This is a genomic window from Pirellulales bacterium, assembly GCA_019694435.1.
Taxonomy (GTDB): Bacteria; Planctomycetota; Planctomycetia; order Pirellulales; family JAEUIK01; genus JAIBBZ01.
In genome coordinates, this window is record JAIBBZ010000026.1 from 1 (window position 1) to 18,068 (window position 18,068).

Annotated in this window: 14 protein-coding genes; 9 read left to right on the top strand and 5 right to left on the bottom strand. The window is 62.0% G+C overall.

Going from position 1 to position 18,068, the window contains the following annotated elements:
* Together K1X74_17185 and K1X74_17190 are read left to right on the top strand one after the other, a co-directional pair.
* The coding region (locus K1X74_17185) for a hypothetical protein (protein MBX7168073.1) at positions 1–635 on the top strand (635 nt) is incomplete at its 5' end.
* 479 nt (positions 636–1,114) lie between these two features.
* Positions 1,115–1,546 (top strand): hypothetical protein, encoded by a 432-nt coding sequence (locus K1X74_17190; protein MBX7168074.1) that lies wholly within the window; start codon positions 1,115–1,117, stop codon positions 1,544–1,546.
* 738 nt (positions 1,547–2,284) lie between these two features.
* On the opposite strand, the gene K1X74_17195 is transcribed toward K1X74_17190, so the two are convergent.
* Both K1X74_17195 and K1X74_17200 read right to left on the bottom strand, forming a co-directional pair.
* Positions 2,285–3,355 carry a hypothetical protein gene (locus K1X74_17195; protein MBX7168075.1) on the bottom strand — a complete coding sequence of 357 codons (1,071 nt, stop codon included), beginning with the start codon at positions 3,353–3,355 and terminating at the stop codon, positions 2,285–2,287.
* Between the two features lie 96 nt (positions 3,356–3,451).
* A complete protein-coding gene (locus K1X74_17200) occupies positions 3,452–4,480 on the bottom strand; it encodes a hypothetical protein (GenBank protein ID MBX7168076.1) in 1,029 nt (342 codons plus the stop codon).
* 34 nt (positions 4,481–4,514) lie between these two features.
* Here K1X74_17200 and K1X74_17205 point away from each other — a divergent pair, with 34 nt between their 5' ends.
* Positions 4,515–5,540 (top strand): alpha-ketoglutarate-dependent dioxygenase AlkB, encoded by a 1,026-nt coding sequence (locus K1X74_17205; GenBank protein MBX7168077.1) that lies wholly within the window; start codon positions 4,515–4,517, stop codon positions 5,538–5,540.
* 230 nt (positions 5,541–5,770) lie between these two features.
* Here the strand turns inward: K1X74_17205 and K1X74_17210 are convergent, their stop codons facing one another.
* Positions 5,771–8,128: a formylglycine-generating enzyme family protein gene (locus K1X74_17210; GenBank protein ID MBX7168078.1), complete on the bottom strand. Its 2,358-nt coding sequence runs from the start codon at positions 8,126–8,128 to the stop codon at positions 5,771–5,773.
* A gap of 322 nt (positions 8,129–8,450) precedes the next feature.
* Here K1X74_17210 and K1X74_17215 point away from each other — a divergent pair, with 322 nt between their 5' ends.
* The 6 genes from K1X74_17215 to K1X74_17240 all read left to right on the top strand — a co-directional run bounded on the left by K1X74_17215 (position 8,451) and on the right by K1X74_17240 (position 15,814).
* Entirely contained in the window at positions 8,451–8,645 is a 195-nt protein-coding gene (locus K1X74_17215; GenBank protein ID MBX7168079.1) for a hypothetical protein, read from the top strand.
* 5 nt (positions 8,646–8,650) lie between these two features.
* Positions 8,651–9,907: a ThiF family adenylyltransferase gene (locus tag K1X74_17220; GenBank protein MBX7168080.1), complete on the top strand. Its 1,257-nt coding sequence runs from the start codon at positions 8,651–8,653 to the stop codon at positions 9,905–9,907.
* 163 nt (positions 9,908–10,070) lie between these two features.
* Positions 10,071–11,222: a hypothetical protein gene (locus K1X74_17225; GenBank protein ID MBX7168081.1), complete on the top strand. Its 1,152-nt coding sequence runs from the start codon at positions 10,071–10,073 to the stop codon at positions 11,220–11,222.
* Between the two features lie 86 nt (positions 11,223–11,308).
* Entirely contained in the window at positions 11,309–11,971 is a 663-nt protein-coding gene (locus tag K1X74_17230; protein MBX7168082.1) for a hypothetical protein, read from the top strand.
* Positions 11,972–12,018: 47 nt separating this feature from the next.
* On the top strand, positions 12,019–13,269 hold the full coding sequence (locus tag K1X74_17235) for a hypothetical protein (protein MBX7168083.1): 1,251 nt from the start codon (positions 12,019–12,021) through the stop codon (positions 13,267–13,269).
* 70 nt (positions 13,270–13,339) lie between these two features.
* Positions 13,340–15,814, top strand: a complete 2,475-nt coding sequence (locus K1X74_17240) for an SUMF1/EgtB/PvdO family nonheme iron enzyme (protein MBX7168084.1) — start codon at positions 13,340–13,342, stop codon at positions 15,812–15,814.
* 220 nt (positions 15,815–16,034) lie between these two features.
* Here K1X74_17240 and K1X74_17245 read toward each other — a convergent pair whose 3' ends face one another.
* A complete protein-coding gene (locus tag K1X74_17245) occupies positions 16,035–17,033 on the bottom strand; it encodes a hypothetical protein (protein MBX7168085.1) in 999 nt (332 codons plus the stop codon).
* Between the two features lie 248 nt (positions 17,034–17,281).
* Positions 17,282–17,938: an NYN domain-containing protein gene (locus K1X74_17250; protein MBX7168086.1), complete on the bottom strand. Its 657-nt coding sequence runs from the start codon at positions 17,936–17,938 to the stop codon at positions 17,282–17,284.
* Positions 17,939–18,068 lie beyond the last annotated feature (130 nt).

An 18,068-nucleotide genomic window follows, 5' to 3' on the forward strand; every position in this document is an offset into this window, starting at 1 on the left:
TTCATCCGGAACTGCCTGGCGATCGCGAGACGTTCACTTGGCAGATCTTGCAGGAGCGTGAAGGCTATGGGTGGATCTTCCCCAAGGGTAACCAGGAGACTAATCTCGGTGTGTTCACCTTGGCACCTGCCCCGTTGCGAGAGCTGTTGGTCCAGTTCAAGCGGCAGCATGCCGTGACTTCTCCGGCGCGGACTCAGTTCGGTGGGCGGTTCCCCCGCCAGGGACCAATCCGGCGAACCGCGGCCGATGCGCTGGTCTGCTGTGGAGATGCCGCCGGGATGGTGTTTGCCGCCACCGGTGAGGGCATTCGCTATGCCTTGGCTAGCGGTCAGATGGCCGGCGACGCGATGGCAACTGCGTTGCACCAAGGTAAGACGGACTACGCACGGTTGCGCAGTTATGAACACCGCTGGCAACAGCGGTTTGGTCGCGAACTGCGAGTTGGCGTCCAGGCCCTCGACGTGTTGCGCCGCCTGCGCCGTTCAGGCCATCTCGAACTGGCGCTCCGCCATTGCTCCGATCAGACCATCGCGGAATTTATGCTGGGGCATCGTTGGTTGGCGACCGTCCTGCTGGCGCGACTGACACGCTTGCTTGGGTGCAAACCGACGCCAACCGCCTTAAGGTGTTCTTGACGTCGCTGACGGACAGGTGCTTGGGCACCGTGAGGAAATTGCCTGTCGTTGGTCAAAAGTGAAAGCGCTTTCACTTTGGGCGAGAGTCAGAGAGCATCCCGCCCAAAGCCTTGCGAGGTAAGTTCCGCGTCGAGCACGCGGACCTCAGTCAGCGCTCCGGCCACCGTGAAGGGAGAATGTCCGCTGTCTGCCTGCCCCCTCGATCTACAGCAGGCCCAATGCGGTCAACGCGGCCGTAAATCTGAAGTTCACTGCACGATTGCTCGCTGCGGCTGCCCCCCTCTGCAACGCATTGCGAACGAATGCCGATGTTTGCAAGTCCTTGTGTGGATGCTCATGTCAAGCGGGGGATCGACACGCACCACCACGTGCTGTTAGGACCAGAATCATGCATTGCGGTGCCGATCTCTTGACGTTACTGCGGGTCACGGATCCCGCGTCAGTCGGCACTTTGCATGTCGTAACAGGGGACTTCATCTATGCGTGACCGGTTGCAGTTGATTAATCAGGGATCAATCGTTCGAGAGTTCCCAGCAAAGCGTCTTGGACAAGCATCGTTTTACGCTCGCATGCCGATGTCCAGTGAAGAGCTCTTCTTCGATGAGATCCGCCTGTTCAGCGAAAGACTCCCGGCACCGCTTCGCGTAATCGTGATGCCACACGATGACGATCATTGCTGCTGGACCTTTGAAGGCGTTGGCGGCGTGTGGGTAATCAATCCCAGTACGTTCGGTGCGCCGTTTGACGTGCAGTTCATCGAGACGGAGAGCGATTTCGAGGAGCGCTGGAATTGCCTCGTTTGGGATTGGGATTCCAACACGCAACAGCTGGAACTGCGGCAGATCACGATACGCCGCCCCGAGCTTGCATGGGCACTCGGCGACGAGCCTGCGAGCACACAGGAATCCTAGGTCGCTAGGCGGGACATGCTCCCACAGCGAAAGCTGACTCGCGTGGCCAATGCCAGTTTGGCATTGGCCACGTTGCTTTTTGTCTCCAGCCTGGCGATCGCTTTCAGCGCCATCCTGCTCAAATCTGCGCGACCGTCTCAAGCTCGATCTACCGCCCCGCAAATCACAATCCGTGGGTTGCCTGCGCCATGTATTGCAAGCGCCGACATTCTCTGACAAACCGCTTCCCGGTATTGGCGAGCATGCCGGTCGGCTCAAGCGGAGGAAGACGAGTCACAAGATCAGCCCCGCGAGAAAGCGACTAGGAAGCCCCATAGCGGCACTCAAACCCCACGGCCCCAACATAGACTCGTCGCGAACCCGACCGCCGTAGAAGCTCAACCAGGGCACGTTGGTGCCATTCCACAATACACAAAGCTGACGGGGTCGGATTCGACAGGGCCATCATGGCCGCGCTCCCGCGGGAAGGTTCAACGTTTGAAGGGATTCGCGCGCGATCGCCAAAGGATGTCGAGATCTGCATGGCGGTGCCGTAGTAGCCCTTCCGACCTTTCAACGACGCGGAGCCCCAGGGACGTTGATTGACGGTTTGTTCGCGTAGGACCAACTTGGGACATCACACAACTCCGTGGGGTCTGAGTCGTGGTGACACCGACGGCGGCGTCAGAGTGCCGCTCGACCGAAGTGGACGTTGCCAGGGCGGCCGTCATCAGGCACGACGACCGGATGCTGCGTCGTCTACTCCCCCAACTCAATCACCAACTCGCTGCGCGGTTCGATGGCCACAGCAATTGAGTAGCCGTCCTGGGCAATCGCTGGGTCGGCGCCCAAATCAGCGGCACCCACCAAGGCGATTCGCTGGGGAGCAGTGATCGTCAGCCGTCGCTGATTCTGCGCGTAGTCAAAGCGCAGCCCCTCGGCCACTTTTGCTGAGTAAGCCCGCCAGCCTAGCGCCTTCAGCGTTGCGATCGTCACGGCCGCATGGCTCGTCAACACGACGATACTCGAAGCCGCCCCAGCTCCAGCGCCGATCCAGGAAAGCAATCGATCCCCCAGTTCGCCCTGGAGGTGCTCCGCCACGCGCGGAACCTCCGGGTTGAGCAGCATTCCCTCGCCCCAGCCATCCCAGAACAACTCACGATAACGCACCATCGCCATCGACAGTCGGTCCGGGTCCTCTGCCCGCAGGGCCTGCTCGGCATGTTGCGCGACCTCGCTGATCCGTTGCACATAGTCCCGTACGCTCGGGTGTGAAAAGAGCCGCTTTAGGGCCGTTGGCACTTGATGCTTGATGCCACCGGGGCGATAGGCCCAAACCAGATGCTCCTCCAGAAACGCGCGATCCACGCCGATCCGTTGCGGGACGACCTCGCCGCTGGCCTTCGTGACGGTCCCCATCACGCCACCGTAGAGAATCGGCGTGCAATCGTTGGCAGCAACCGAGTGATTGCCAGCCCGAGCACGTTCGTAGGCCAGAACGCGCTGGGCAATCGGTGCCAGCGGCGGCGTCTGGCCCGTCGCGTAAAACAACTCGGCGGCGCCTCGCAGCGCATAGCCGACCGTCGAATGCGAGAAGCCGTTCGCGGACGGGCCCCGCCAGCTCAACCGCTCAACGGTCGTCACCGGCCAGGTTTCTTGATGGTCGACGTCACGCGAGGTGCTGCGCCCTTGGGAGCGAATCGGTTGCACGGCGATTGCCGCTTCGACTCGCGGCTTTCGGTCGCGGCGCGCCCACCACGGCATCACCCGCACGATCGTTCCCAGGAAGAACAGCGCGAGTTCAAACCAGTGCACAATTTGCGAACGCACGATTTCAGTGCTCCATCGAGGTTGAGCGTGGCGACGGTCACCTCGGCGTCGTCGCGTGAAGAAGAAAGGCATCTGATGCCCGGGCCGTGCGCGTCTTCAGTGCGAAATCGTGTAGCGATACGTCCTGTAGACGGGGTACGAATAGCGATAGGTCCGGTACCAATAGCGCGTCCACGTCGAGGCGGGATCCGCGGCTGGCTGGGGCAACACGAAAACGCTCGGGTCGCCCGGCACGCCAACGTCCGGTGGGCGGTTGCGGTTTGCGGCGATCCGCCCGCGACGCTGCGTGGCACCTTCGGCCGCTGCGGTCGAGATTCGCTCGCGACGTTCGTCAAGGTCCGCGCGGCGCCGCTCAGCACGCTGCTGCGCCTGGGTCTCGGCCAGCCGCAAGACCTCCTCGGGCAACTGCTGCCGGCAGCGTGCGGCCAGGGCCAGAAAGATCCGCGTATAGGTCGCTTCGCCGCCTAGCTCACAGGGGGCGAACGAGAGTCCTTGCAGGTTGAAATGGCGGATCAGTTCGGACAGCGTGCATTCGCCCAAGGTCGCCGACGGCACTGGCCAACCATAGGCCTGCAACCGCTGAAGCTCGTCACTCACACAGGCCAACCGACGCTTGGCTTGCACGCGGGCGAGTCGCTCGGCTGGGGTTCGGCATGCCAAGCGCCCGGCGACGACCTTCAATTCACCTAGAACCCGCCGCAGCTCGGCTAACTTCTCAGCCGGGTCCAGCTCGCCATCTCGGACACCCTTGAAATCCGCACAAAGGCCTCGGCCTTCGGCCTGCAGCACCAAGGGAAACACGACCGCCAATACCTGCCCATCGGCCAACCGCCACGCGGGCATGCCTTCACCCTGGCGGACGCGAATCTGCGCCACCTCGTCCAACGCGAGGCGAATATCGTCGTAACCAAGCGGGGCGCTCGGCGACGTCTCCCCCAGGGCCTGGATCGCCAGGTTCAACAGCGAGCCATCGCAGATCGACGTTTGGCAGGTGGCGGGGTTCAACAGGGCCGCGCTCAGCCGGAGCTGATGTCGGGCCAACAGATCGAGGGCCTCGGCCGACGACGGCAGAAAAACAGCCAGTCCGGCAACCAGTTGGGCGCCTTGAGCAACTTTCGATTTCATCGGCTGGGTCTCCTAGAATCGGCGGAGAATTGGATTGCGGTTCGTTCCGCAAGAGAAAGGCAAGCAGGCGGCTGGGTTGAGCGAGAAAAAAAGAAAAACATTATCTCGGCTAAACGCGCGCCCCTCGGGGTACCCAGGATGCCTTTATGAGGCGGGCGCGATTCGCGCGGCTCCGGTTTTCCGGGCCGGTCGCGCCCGGCTAACCCATGGAGCTAAAGGCATGTCCGACAATCCGACCTACGACGGCTTCAAGCGCGAGCCGCTCGATGAGACTTGCGAGCTGTGGCTGGGCCGGCTACCTGAGAAATTGAGCATGGCCGCTACCGGCGATTTTGAGTCGCTCTGGCAAGCGCGGCCCGCCGAGCAGGGCAAAGCGAAGATGTTTGGCCGCCAGGTCACCACGCGCCGTTGGACGCGGGCCTATGAACATGCCTACGCGTTTTCCGGCATTACCGAGGAACAACACGCCCTGCTCCCAGAGCTCGCGCCGCTGTATGACTGGGCGCGAGAGCTGGATCCGCGGCTGAATGGCCTCTTGGTCAACTGGTACTCAGGGGACGATCAGCACCAAATCACCGAGCATCACGACAAATGGCAGCAACTTGTCGCTGGCGCGCCGATCATCATGGTTTCACTGGGCGCGCCGCGGACGTTTCGGATGGTCCACCCCAAGACCCGGGCTAAGCACGATTTTCCCGTGGAGCACGGCAGCGTGATCATTCTGCCCAGCGACACGAATCGGGTCTGGAAGCATGCCGTGCTGCACTTTGCCGGCGACTGCGGGCAGCGCATTTCAGTGACCATGCGGTCCTTTCTACCAGAAGCTGCCAAGCAGAAGCCTCGGCGAGCGGCACGCAAACGTGCCGCTCGCGCTGTAAAATCGCCGCTGCCTTTCGACTCAGAACCGGGGCAACCTTTACCCGTCTCGGAGGAACCCACGATGGCCAAGCGTTCGAGCAAGACGTCGCCGCCGATCGGCGACGACGAGATGACGATGTTCGACTTCTTCCTGCAGAACGTCGACTACGACGCCATGGCCCCGGGGGAGCGCACCACATAGTCCCGCGTGCTGGCCATGCTGCGGGCCTGCGTCGAAGGAGATCAGCTCAACACCGACAAACTGGCCAAGTTGTTCACCGCGGTCAGCGGCGGGCGGTTGGTGACTTGACTCGAGAGCCCACCGCCAAAAGAAATCGCGTGACTCGCTACGCTCGGCGTCGTAGCCAGCAGAAAGAGAAAAAGGGCAGAAGGCAGAAAAGACTGAGGGTAAGAGGGCGAAAAGGCAAAGCGTTAGTAAGCCCTGACAACACGGAAACCCCTGAGGTTGCTCCGGTCGTCGGGCGCGAGCCTGATCCGGTTCGCGGAACGGCAGAGCATGGCGTTGAAGCCCCAAGCACCGCCGCGGAGCACGCGGGATCGGCCTGATGGTGGGCCCTCCGGATCTGTTACCGATTCCTTCGGATACGCCCCGTGCCAGTCACTGCACCACTCCCAGACGTTCCCGTGCATATCAAACAGCTCAAACCCATTTGGAGCGTAGCTCCCCACCGGGGTCGTATGTCCCACGTACGGGCCTCTCTTTTTCACGCCGTACGGGTAGTTGCCATTGCAATTCGCCTGCAGGCCGTTCAGCTTCTCACCAAAGTGAAAGGGGGTCTCCGTACCCGCACGGCACGCATACTCCCATTCCGCTTCCGTCGGTAAGCGATACGCCGGACCAAGCCACAGACAGAACGATACCGCGTCGTACCAGCTCACATGAATCACCGGGCACCGGGGCTCGGGGCTCAGCTTCTTGTAATTGCCTTGCCGCGACTCATGACCCACATCGAACAGCGCGTACAGCTCGTTCTTCACCGCGTATTGCGCCAGACTGAAGGGCCGCGTCAGCGTTACCGGGTGTTGCTGTTCGTCGTCCATCCGCTCGGGCTCGTCCGCCGGTGAGCCCATCTGAAACGTCGCCGGAATCCCCTTGTCATTCGGGATGATCGACTTGAAGCCACCCAGACACTCACGGGCAATCCGCTGAGCGTCGGCGCCGCGCGGGTCGGCGACGATCAGTTGAAACTCGCCCTGATAGGGGCCCAAACATCGTATTTGGTATGGCGCGACTCGTTCGCTCGCGTCACTTCCCTGCTTCTCGGCGGGAAGAGTCTGATATCGGACCTGCTGATCGTGGCTACGGTAGATCATTTCGGTCGACCGTCGCGTACCCTCGGCCGTCCCATCACCGGGCCGGTAGATCACGGCCATCGCGGTCGCCCAGGCTTCGGCGTCGGCCGTGGCCAGCGGGAACTCACAGGCATAGCGCCAGACCCAGTACCAGATGCGCGAATCGGGTTCTTCTTGCAGGTACAGCCGCGAGCGCATCCGCTCGGCATGCTCCTCGGTCGCAAATCGCGCCAGCCACACGGCACTGAAAAACTCCAGCAAGCTCGTGTCGCGAAACTGGACGTTGACAAAGATGTCCCGCTCGACAAAGCCACAGCCGACAATCGCGTTCCACTCCGCCAGCTTGCGCAGGTCGTTCTGGACCCGTTCATAGTCGTAGGCGCGCATCCGCGGCGTGGCACTCATCAGCTCGGCCACCTTGAGCAGAAACGAGTCGACGGCCGCTTCGCCGCACACGGCCGAGCGGTTAGGCGCCGCCCTGCCGGTGAGCATCTCGAACGCCAGCGCGGCTAGCAGCGCCAGCGCCTGATCGGTACGAAGCGACTGCGAAGCACTTGATGACTTGCGGCTTGCCTCGGCAAGCATGTGTCGGGTCGATTCCCAGAACACGTCGCTGGGGGTCCGGATGCGCTCGAAATCGGCCAAGGCGACCTGGCGGAGGTAACGTAATACGCGCGGCACGCCAAGAATCGGCCGGGCCTCCTCCGGCACCAGGCGGTACCGATCCTCGCCTAGCAGCCGCCGCTGCTGATCTGCGTCGAGGTCCTCGAGCAATCCCAACACCCACCGGCGATGCTGGGGCGTGGTTGCCGTGGGCTCAAACAGGGTGTCCCAATGCTGGGCCACCGCGAAGGGGCGCCCGGCAATTTGGATGCGACATTCTTGGCCCGCAACGTTAAGCGGCTCGGCTTGCAACAGTTCACGCAGGACCTCAACCGCTGCTTCGCCGGCCTGATCGAGGCCGTCGAACAGCAGCACCAACTTGCCACGACGCGCCAGCCGGCGGAGCGCATCGCCGATTTGCTGGCACTGGCTGGCCACCTGGCCGGTGTGCGACATGCCTAGGGACTTGAGCATCCGTAGCGCCAGGCAATTGCGAAACAGGTCCCAGTTCCCATTACCGTGACCCTGCTTCAGTTGGTCGATCTCGACCACGATCGCCACGAGCGACAGATCGTGGTGCATCAAGCGCGCGGCCATCCACTCGCCGGCGATGCTTTTCCCCTCGCCCGACTCGCTGATCAGCAACGTGCGGAGCAGTTGACGTTCCTGATAGACCCCGTCGCACCAATCGGCACGCGCGATCGGCTGCCAGGCGCTGTCGTAATTCGCCTGTTTCTCCTGGGGCGAACTGTCGGGCTGAGGGGCGCCAAAGCTCTCCGGCTGGATGTAGTCTCGCGCCCCACGCTTGGCGTCCGGCGGCACGACGAGGATCCGCATCCGCTGGTCATGGATAAACGGTGGGCGATCGTCCATCGCGACGGGCTCCCCTGCAAGCATCGATCGTGGCCACGCGGCTGGGCGGCATTATGCCGGGTCACCCCACGCCGCGAAACGCCGTCGCGCGAGGCGACCGAGTCTAAAAGGCATCCTCATTCCCGCCGGAAAGTGGGGCGAGAGTTTTTGCCAGCCGGCTTAGTGCTCCGTTTGTCCGGCCCACATGCCTTTGATCTCGCGCAGCCCTGAGTTTTTTGTCCGGCTGCGGCGGCGGAGCCGCAGATCCATGCCTTTACCGATTGCCAGGGGCAATCGCCCAGCTTCCGCTGATCCCGCAGACCTTAAGTACCTAGAGTTGAAGATGTACCGCCCGCTGAATCTCACGCTCATTGACCTTACCCGGCAAGCCCTTCGGCTCGCGCTGGTCGATCCCGACGCCACGATCCGCCGCGATGCGGCGCAAGCGATGCGCGAGTTGGACCGCCGTGTCGCCGCGGCGAAGCTCACCCAGTTCCTCCGCCGCAGTGAAACGGGCCGTTCGGCCCGGGTGGGGTGACGCAGATGTCTGACTTTGAGCGTCCGTACGAGCTTCGTTTGCTGCCGCGAGTTTGGCAGCAAGACCTGCTCCGGCTGGCCCGTGGGACGCGCCGAGGTAGCGCGTTGTTGGAGCCCAACGACTGGGCCGGTGCCCGCGAGCTGGTCTGTCATCGGCTGACCGACGCCCAGAGGGCCGCGGACTTCGCCCCGCGCGACGATTTTCTGGTGATCGAGCTGGCCGACAGTGTGCCGGCCCATGCTGCCGAGCGTTTGTTGGTGAACACGCAGCCGCTACCGACCCAGTGCGCGGTGGGCGTCGTCTTGGGCACCGGCCCGGCGGCGGGCCAATGGAATGCAGCGGTGGATGTGGGCAGACGATTGGCGCCGCTCGATCGGATCACGCTCGTCGGGCCAAGTATGCGCTCAATACAGCTCAAGGATAGGCCGGCGCTGCTAGATGCCTCGACCGCGACACGCTGGAGCCGCACGATCGGGGCCCTTGGCGAAGATGTGTTTCATCGCGTGCGGAATAGCACGGTGGCCGTCGTGGGCGTGGGGCGCAATGGCTCAGCGGCCGCGTGGACGCTGGCGATGCTGGGCGCACGTCGAATCCTGCTGATCGACGAGGACATCGATCAGCTCCACAATTTGGACGCCACCGTCGGCGCCCCTCTGAGTGGGCTCGGTCAACCCAAGGTCACCAATCGTGCCAGCCAGCTGATTCAACTTCGGCCTGACGATTTGGTGATCGAGCCGCTACGAGCTTCGATTAGGCATCGCGTGGTAATGGAACGCCTGCGTGGCGTGGATTTGTTAGTCACGTGTGTCGATTCCGACGTGGCCCGGCTGGCGGCGGCGAGACTTGTCAACAAGCCTTGGTTAGCAAAAGTGCATTTGGATATTGGCAGTGGTATATTCCGCGACGCTGGCGGTGAGCGCCGGATGGGGGCCGATCTACGCCTCTGCGTGCCCGGCGAGTGCTGTATCGCCTGTCTGGGCGGACTGCGGCAACCGGACTTGGCCGAGGACGAACTAAGTGCCCCGATCGGGGCCTTACCGCGGCAGCGTCCACCCCGCTGGGACGAAGACCGGGCCGGCTCGTGCATCACCATCTCGCAGGTCAGCGTCAATCTGGGCATCCAGCTCTGGCTCGACTTCCTAGCGGGCCGGGTGACGGAGAGCCGCTGGCAGCGGCTGGAATGGTCGGCAAGCGGGGAGTTGAGCGTGACGAGTCAGGTGCTGCCGGGAGGGGTAATTTGCCCAGTTTGCCGGGGTGCTTGACGGGAGAAACCGCAACCCCACCTGGCTGATGACAGCCAATAACTATTGGTTGCACAAGACCTTATACCTAAACCCCAGCATAGTTGGAAAAAATCTGGTCGAAACATGCCGTCCGCATTCCTTCTCATTTCGGTGGGCAAGAACTAGCACAGCGGGGTGAAGCATGGCAAAAGCGAGATCTGGTCGTGCGGGTGGCGAGATGCAGCCGCCCGAGCAGCGCGTGCAGCAGCCGTCGCAAAAGCAGGCGAAGGCGACACCGATCAACGATGTGCGGAAGCAGCGAAAGCGAAAACGGAAACCCAAGTCATCCTGGAAGCCGTTGCCGGTTTGCTCTTTCTGGCGTGCGTGGGTGCTGCTGGAGCAGATCGCCGAGGACCTCGAGCGTCTCGTCGCCGCGACGCTGTCGCGCACGCTGCCATCCGAGTCCGGTACCGCAGCGGCTAAAGAGCGTGCCACCCTCGTGGAAGAGTTACTGGCAACACTCAAGAAACTCAAGGAAGAACAACGCAAGAGACTCAAGGAACTCAGGAAAAATCTCCAGGAAGGCAAGGAACTCGCGCTCGAGGAACTCGACGAAATCAAACTGCTCGAACTCAAGGTACCCGAGGAGTCTTGGCCGGAATCTTGGCTCGAGGCCGTGCGCCGTCTGTATACCGATGATCCTGATGGTGCGCCTGAGCAATCCGATGACCAAGCCGGGTCGGCGTCACCGAGCAGTAAGAAGCCACGGCCGGCGATCAAAGACCTGGTCCGCAAGCATCGCCGCGATGCTCGTCGACATTTTGGCGGTTTTGTCGACGACAAGGGCAAATGGCGGGAAGATGCCAACCTGAATGAATCCGTCTTGGCCGTCGCGAACGAGGTCTGGTTTCGGTTGCTGTGTAACGCTTCAACATACGTCGCTCGCCACAACGCGGATCGTTCGCGCAAGAAGGACAAAAAGGACTTTCTCGGGTATTTTCTGGCACGGGCTCACGGTGATATCGACAGTGAGGCCTATGAGCGAAAGAACGTCGCCAAGAACCCCACAGAGAAGAGTTTGAAGCGGGAGCACGGTAAGGGCGGGGAAGCCGGCGAACGCGATCTAGAAAAGGCAGAAACGATGGCTGCAGCCTCGGCCGGAGACTCGAACCTCAATCGCATCTTGCAGATGATGGAAAAAACGCTCGATGTCGAAGAGCGTCAGATCGTGCTTTGGCGCTGCGAGGGCAAGTCTTGGGACTGGATTGCCACGGAGACCGGGGACTCAGTCCATTCGGTTAAAGCCAAGCATGGTTCCGTGATTAGCAGACTAAGAGCGGGCCTAGGCGTGTAGTGCCGCATCCACACCAGCCGTCAAGCAAGCGTTGTTCAAACATGAGCCGGCTAAGACAAGCCGGCCAACGATAAAAGGACCTTACGATGACTGAGTTCGAAATCAATGACATCCTGGACAGCCTTTCGGGCGAAAACCCCGATCCAATCCGGCAGGCGCTGGTACATCGGGCCATCCTGCAGCATGAAGTCGCACAGCGATGGTCAGCCGAGTACGTATCGCGCCGCAGAAAGGGGCCCGCTTCCGGGCCCGTAACCCCAGCGCCCCGGCGGTCGTCATGGTCATTCCGGCTTGCTGAGTCGCCGCTGGGGATGGCCGCAGAGACGGCGAAGGAGGTCCCAGCACCTCGGAATCAGCTTATCGAGGGCGTCCGCGTCGACCCGACTGCCGGAATTCTCGAGCTGCGGCTGCCCGCGAATGAAGTGCCGCTGGGGATCGTCAAAATCGAGTTGAAGGATTCTAAGGTCTCCGGGCAGGTCACTGCCTTGCTGGTCCTTGAGCCGACGGCGGCGGGGCCGGAAGCGAAGAACCAAGTCGAGATGCGCACCGGCTTTGTCGAGCTAGTGGATCTCTGCCAGGGCGCCCGCTTGACGAATCCCACCGTTGAACTGTTTCCCGCCGATCTGAATAACCCGGATGGCTTACAGAATTTTTCGCGGAAGGACATCGAGCCGCTGCTCGAGCATCCGCTCGCGTTGCGGCACGCGGAACTTCGGTCCAACGTACAGGCTCTACTGGAGCGGCTGTAGGCCGCGGGTAGATCCTTAAGAATTCAACGCCTTGGTTGGAGGCTCCCATGAGTAGTGCGGACCTACCGCAGTCAAGTTCTCGTGTCCGTCCGTCAACGTGGCTACAAAAACTGCAGGAACTGCCTGCGCAGCTGCAGCGAAATCCAGCGCTCGCCATCCCCAAGCTGTGTGGTGCCGAGTGCGTGCCCGTGATGGCCGCGCTAGAAGCTGTCGAGACGAATCAACATACCGAACTGAAAAAGGCACTCGACGGTTTGGCCACTTGGGCCGAGCAGGGGCTGGCCTTCGATGCGTTTGGCGACAGCCAGCAGATGGCTCGGCAGCTCTTCGCTGGAATCGATCATTCGATTCGGGCCGCGTGCTTCGACCGAGACCCCGATCACCCGTTCAAAGCGCAGTCGGTGCAATCGGCGATTGTGGCCTTTGAACAAGCGGGCTACGGAGCCGCCACCGTAGCCGACCGGGCAATGTGGCTCCCCGTTTCCTACACCGAGAACAGAACCCAGTTCGACGCGTTTTGCCAGGCGGCCAGCGGCTACACTTCGTCCGCTGTGGGGATCGTTTGGGACATCGTCTGTCAGCTCTCCCGCTTTGACTTTCGCCAGCCCCAAGACAACCGCACCGCGGGAATCAAAATCTTGCTCTTTGGTGCGAACGAGTTGGGCAGCAAAGGGGCCATCGCACAACTGGAGGTCGAACTTTTCGACGATAAATGCGGCACGTTTATTCCTGACGTCGGCCGCATGGGCCTGACGACCGCCAAGCCAGAGTTCTTGACCGCGATGGGGGATGCCTGGCAAGTCGCGGGGCTCACCGGTTGTAGCGGACGCTGGCGAGTTAACGCCTGTGAGATGTATTCCCAAATCCCGTGGATCTCCGGCAACTCGGCCCAGGCCGCGACGGTTTGTGCTCTCTGGGCGGCCGCGGGGAAAGTTCCCCAGGGCGGCGATGAGTTCACGCCGCCTTTCTATCTAGATCCGTATGCGTCGATTAGCGCGTGCATAGCGTCGGGCACGGGTCCGGCGGCGGCGCTGGGACCGGTAGGGGGAATCAACGAGAAGCTTGAAGCAACGCGTATTCGCAGCGATCTAGTCGATCGCGTGATCGTGGCAGCTTTACAAGAATCCGCCGATTACCAGGAGCATCGTGATCTGCGACCAGACGATCCTTCGACCGCACGCACTCTAGGCGAGGCTTTCAGCAGCTTGTTCCGAGTTCAAACGGCACTCACCTTTTATCGCCAAGAAGTGATCAACGAGTGGACCAAGCGCTGGGAGCCCGGCACTGCGGCACTTTGAACCCCGCGTCGCCGGACCTTCACTTTACCCTGCCGATCCGACCTGGCTCCCAGCGCAGCACTTGCTCCCCATGGCTCATCGCTACATCGCCGACCAGCGTTTGCAGGTCCTGCGTCCCCTAGACGGCATTCCGCGGCTCGAAGACCTTCAGCTCTCGACTACGAACATTTCGGGCGAAGAACACCTGAGCCAGCGCCAGTCGCTGGCTAGCGCTCGCCGATCGGGCCGTGGCGCACGCTGGCAACCAGCCGATCGTCAACTTTGGGCCGCCGGTCGGCTGCCCACCGCCGCGGATGGCGATGCCCTCAGCCACGCCCCGAGCACCGATCATCCGGCTGAGCCGCCGGTCGCGTCGAACCAGCCACTACGAGGACTTCGCGAGGTCGTGCTGTCGGAAGCCGGGTTGGGCAAAACGACCACGCTCGAGTGGCTCGTCACCTGGGCCAACGCTCGCCTCGTCGGCCATTGCGCGTTCCTGATTCGGGCCGATAAGTTGCCAGAGTCCGCGGGCCAGTTCTTCGACACGCTCGTCGACCAGGTGCTTGCCGGCCGCAATTCGATTACGCTCTTGTCCCCCGACGCGCAGCATGACCGGCGCCAAGAGGTTCGGGCACAACTGGCGCGGCTGGCACGCCGCGGGGAACTGTGGCTGGTGTTCGACGCCATTGATCATGCCAGCCAGACCCAACTCGATGTTCTCGGCCTGATTCTCGCCGACCCGGCGCTCGCAGCTTGCCGGTTCGTGCTAGGCAGCCGGCCCTACCGCGTTCGCGAGCATTTCGCCAGGCTATTCGGCCACCCGCACGAGGCGCGGGGCTGGCAATTCCTGCAACTCGATCCGTTCGACGAACCGCAACAGCGGCGGTATCTCGGCAAAGGTGCCGACGGCAAGGATCGCTACGAACGGGTTCCCCGAGAGGCCCGTCGGCTGCTAGGCGTGCCACGAGCACTGTACTATTTGAGCATGGTTTTGCAGGACGACGGCTTGGTGCTCCGCACGCCCAGCGACGTCTTCTGGTTGGCGACGCGCAAGATGTTGGCCGAAGGGCTGCCGCGACAGCAGGCCGCGGTGGAAGAAATCCAGATGCTGCTGGCGGCGATCGCCTTTAGCATGGTGGCCGACGGCCACGAGGCGAACTTCAGCCGGGTGCCCGAGGGTGAGCATGCGATGACCGAGCTGGCAGCTGCGGTCATTCGCCGGGTCAAGGGGCATTTGGCCGAGCTCGGGCTCGATGAGCCGCGAACGCTCGCGTGGTGGCGGGCGTCGCTTAAACAATTGGTCCGCCTCAACACGGTCGTGCAGTTTGGGTTCCTCGAACAAAACGCGCCGCACGGCATCGAATTCCGCGATCGTTCGTCACAGGAGTTCTATGCCGGCCTGTGGATGTCGCTCTATGCGACCGCAGTCGATGCCCAGCGGCTGTGGGACCTGGTCTATCTGCCGCAGGACGATTCGACGGGGGACTTCTACTGGATGTGGCGCTACGCAGCCGAGATGCCAGCCGAGGCTCGACCGCCGGCCAAATCCGCGATCAACCCTTGGGTTCGTTCGCTGGGCACGGTCTATCGCCCCGGCGACGGCACGGCCGCTGGCACGAAACGGAGCTGCGAGATCCTCTACCGCTCGTGGGAGCCGATGCAGGCGTACGTTAGCGCCGGCGACAAGGCGGCGTCGGCCGTAATCAACGACTGGCAGAGCGAGTTCGAGGACGTCCTGCTCAACGGCAACTGGTCGCGTTTCAACGAGTTGCATGGCCACGACTGGGGCAACACAGTCGCGAAAGGTAAGCGAACCAAACGGCAAGTCATTGTTTGGTCCCCAGCGACGGCAACGAAGCGAGCCCAGCAGTTCAAGGACAGCTTCATCCACGTTCCCGCCGGCCACTTTCGAATGGGCTCGCCCCTTAGTGGCTCTGAGCATCTTGACGACGAACCGGACGGCGTCGAGTTTCGTGTCGGTGCCTTTCAGCTCAATCGCTTTCCAACGCTGGTAGCCTGGTTTCACTTTTTCGATCCGCGGCATGACGATTACTGGCTCGAAAAGGTAGGCCCCGATGCGCCGGTGACCGGAGTCGATTGGTACGATGCCTGGGCGTTTTGCCAGTGGGCCTATTGGGATGGCGGGTGTTGCCGGCTCCCGGACGAAGTCGAGTGGGAGTACGCCGCCAAGGCTGGCACTGATTGGCGCAGGCGCTTTTGGTGGGGAGACGAAGCGGACACGAGCCGCATGACGTTTGACACGACGTTTGATTCAGGCGAACCAACATCACTGGAACCCGCCGTCGTTGTAGGCGCGCATGCCCACGACAATCCCTGCGGGTTTCGTGATATTCTGGGCAACGTCAAGGAGTGGACGGCGGCATCGTGGTCCGCCATTGAGTTTCGCGACGGTATGAATCCGAGCTTCGTGGGCAATTCCCGCGTGCTCCGCGGCGGTAGTTGGAACAACGACGCCAGTCTCTGCCGTTCCGCGGTCCGGTTCTGGTACGCGACTGGCGTCCGGTACAACAACGTTGGGTTCCGTGTTGCCAGGGAGGAGTTGTAGGGTTTCTGTTTCCCAAGCTCTGCATCGCTTGATCACCGACCATTCTTTCCGCTGCTGGTGGCGACAACGAGCGCAGTAGGCGCGAGAGCCTGATTGCCTCTTGCACCCATTAGTGATCGCCGTCGCTCTTGAGCGGTGTCCAACCGCTGAAGCGAGTCGCCGCGTGCTAGAGCTTCCCGTGGCCATTTTTAACCTTACAGACACATCGATTCTGGCGACTTCAGTGGCCCACCGGCGAAAATAATCGAACTGTTTCGTCACCATAGCCACCCGCTGAGAGGACGCATCCGTCGGAGATGCTAGTCACATACGATACACTGTGCCCGTGTCGGCCTAACAGTTGCACTTCGCCGGTGCTCGGGCTCCACATTCTGACGATGCCGTTACCGTCGCCGATCACCAGCCGGCTATCTGACAGCGCTCCGACACAAGTTACCCCGTTCGCCGTCCAGGAGGAGCTGCGGACCATGTCGTCCGAATTAGGCATCCACACTTTTGCGTAGCCGTCAAAACTCCCTGTCGCGATACCTCCGTCGGGTAAGACCACCAGCGCTCTGATCTCGTCCTCATGGAGGACTTTGTAGCCGATCCGAACGCCGGCCCGATCCCAGCGATGAACAATTCCGAACTCCTCCGCTGCGACATAGCCACCGTCGGGGAGTGCAGCGAGCAGGCTGAAGCAGGCATCCTCTGCAAACGCTGTGCGAATTGCACCGGTTTTAGGATGCCAGGATTTCAGCGTCCAGTCATCGCTGCCAGAAACGATCCAGCCATCGATCGTTGCGGTCAGGCACCGTACCGAACCTGTGTGTTCATGCATCGACTGAACAAAACGGCACTCTCCCGTCCAGGTCTTGACGGTCCCGTCCCAACTGCCGGATGCGAAGCCACCGTCTGCGAATCCCAATAGACATCTAACGGAGCTCGTGTGAGCGCGAATTGCTCGGACGTTGCCAGTGGCTGGATCAGCAACGACCATCATGCCGTCGTCATAGCCCGCTACAACCGCGCCGCTTGGAAGAGCGAGCAAACTCTCTACCGGACAACGACGGCGTTGTGCGATCACCTCTGGTACGCGGCTGATGCAAGGCCTCCAGATCAGGACTCTGCCATCAAGAGTCCCCAACGCGACGCGCCCATCAAGCAGTTCTGCATGGCATATCACCACGCCGGACTTATCGAACTGCATAACTTCGGACGTTTGTTCTTGAATCACCATGACAACACACCCTCAAGCAAGCAGTAGGTTGATTGGAGCCGCCGTAGTAAGAAAGGCATCCAGACGCATCGCTTTTGGAAGTATCTCGTTGGCGAAACGCATCGACCCGCCATTTCACGGCGACCAGCCAAGACAATTACCCTCACGAATCACTAGCAATCGGCAACACCGGGGCCTTTGGGAGCAGGGGGAAGTTCGACGCCAAGGCGAGGAGCGAACCGCAAAACCGTCCTGCGCGAATTGACCAGCTACGCCGCCACGCGCACGCGGCGGAGCGTGCCGACGTCTTGCAACTCGAATTGCCCCAGCTTGCGGAGGCACTGCGACAGGCTCGAAAAGCCCCAATGCGTCACGGCGTCGTTCTCGGTACAGGATCGCAGGTAGTTGCCCACCGAGGGAAGGTTCGCCCAACCATCGTCCCCTGAGCGCGCGAGAATGGCCTGCTCGATCAGTTCGACCAGGCTGCCCTCGGCAGCCGCCGGCACGCACTCGCCCAGCGAAAAGCAGGCGTCGCATTGGGTCTGCAGCGCCCGCGAGCAGTTGCCCGCGGCGAAACCGTACAGCAACAACCCAGCGCGGTGGATGCGCTGGGCCAGCGGGACAAAATCGGCATCGGCACTGGCCAGGCAAAAGCCGTCGAGCCCCCCGTCGCGTAGCAAGTCCACGGCCTGAATGGCCAAGGCAACGTCGGCCGCATTCTTGGCCCGCCCGGTGCGCTGTACAAACTCGATCGCCGGCCAACGGCGCGCGGCCGCCTTCCATTGCAGCCCGCGGTTACCCTGCCAATTGCCGATAACGCGACAAACTCGAACGCTGCCCAACTCGTCGGTGCGCCGCCGCAATTCGGCGGCATGCCGGCCGGCGACGTTCTCGCCGTCGACCAGTAATGCCAGTCGGTGCTCCATGGCCTGTCCTCCAAGCTGGTGCAGCCCGGGCCCCGCAAACCGAGCAGGCCCAACACCCGATAAAGGCATGCCGGGCGGCCATGATCTACCGATCAGCCGCAAACGTGCCCCCCAACTCAACTCGCGAGCA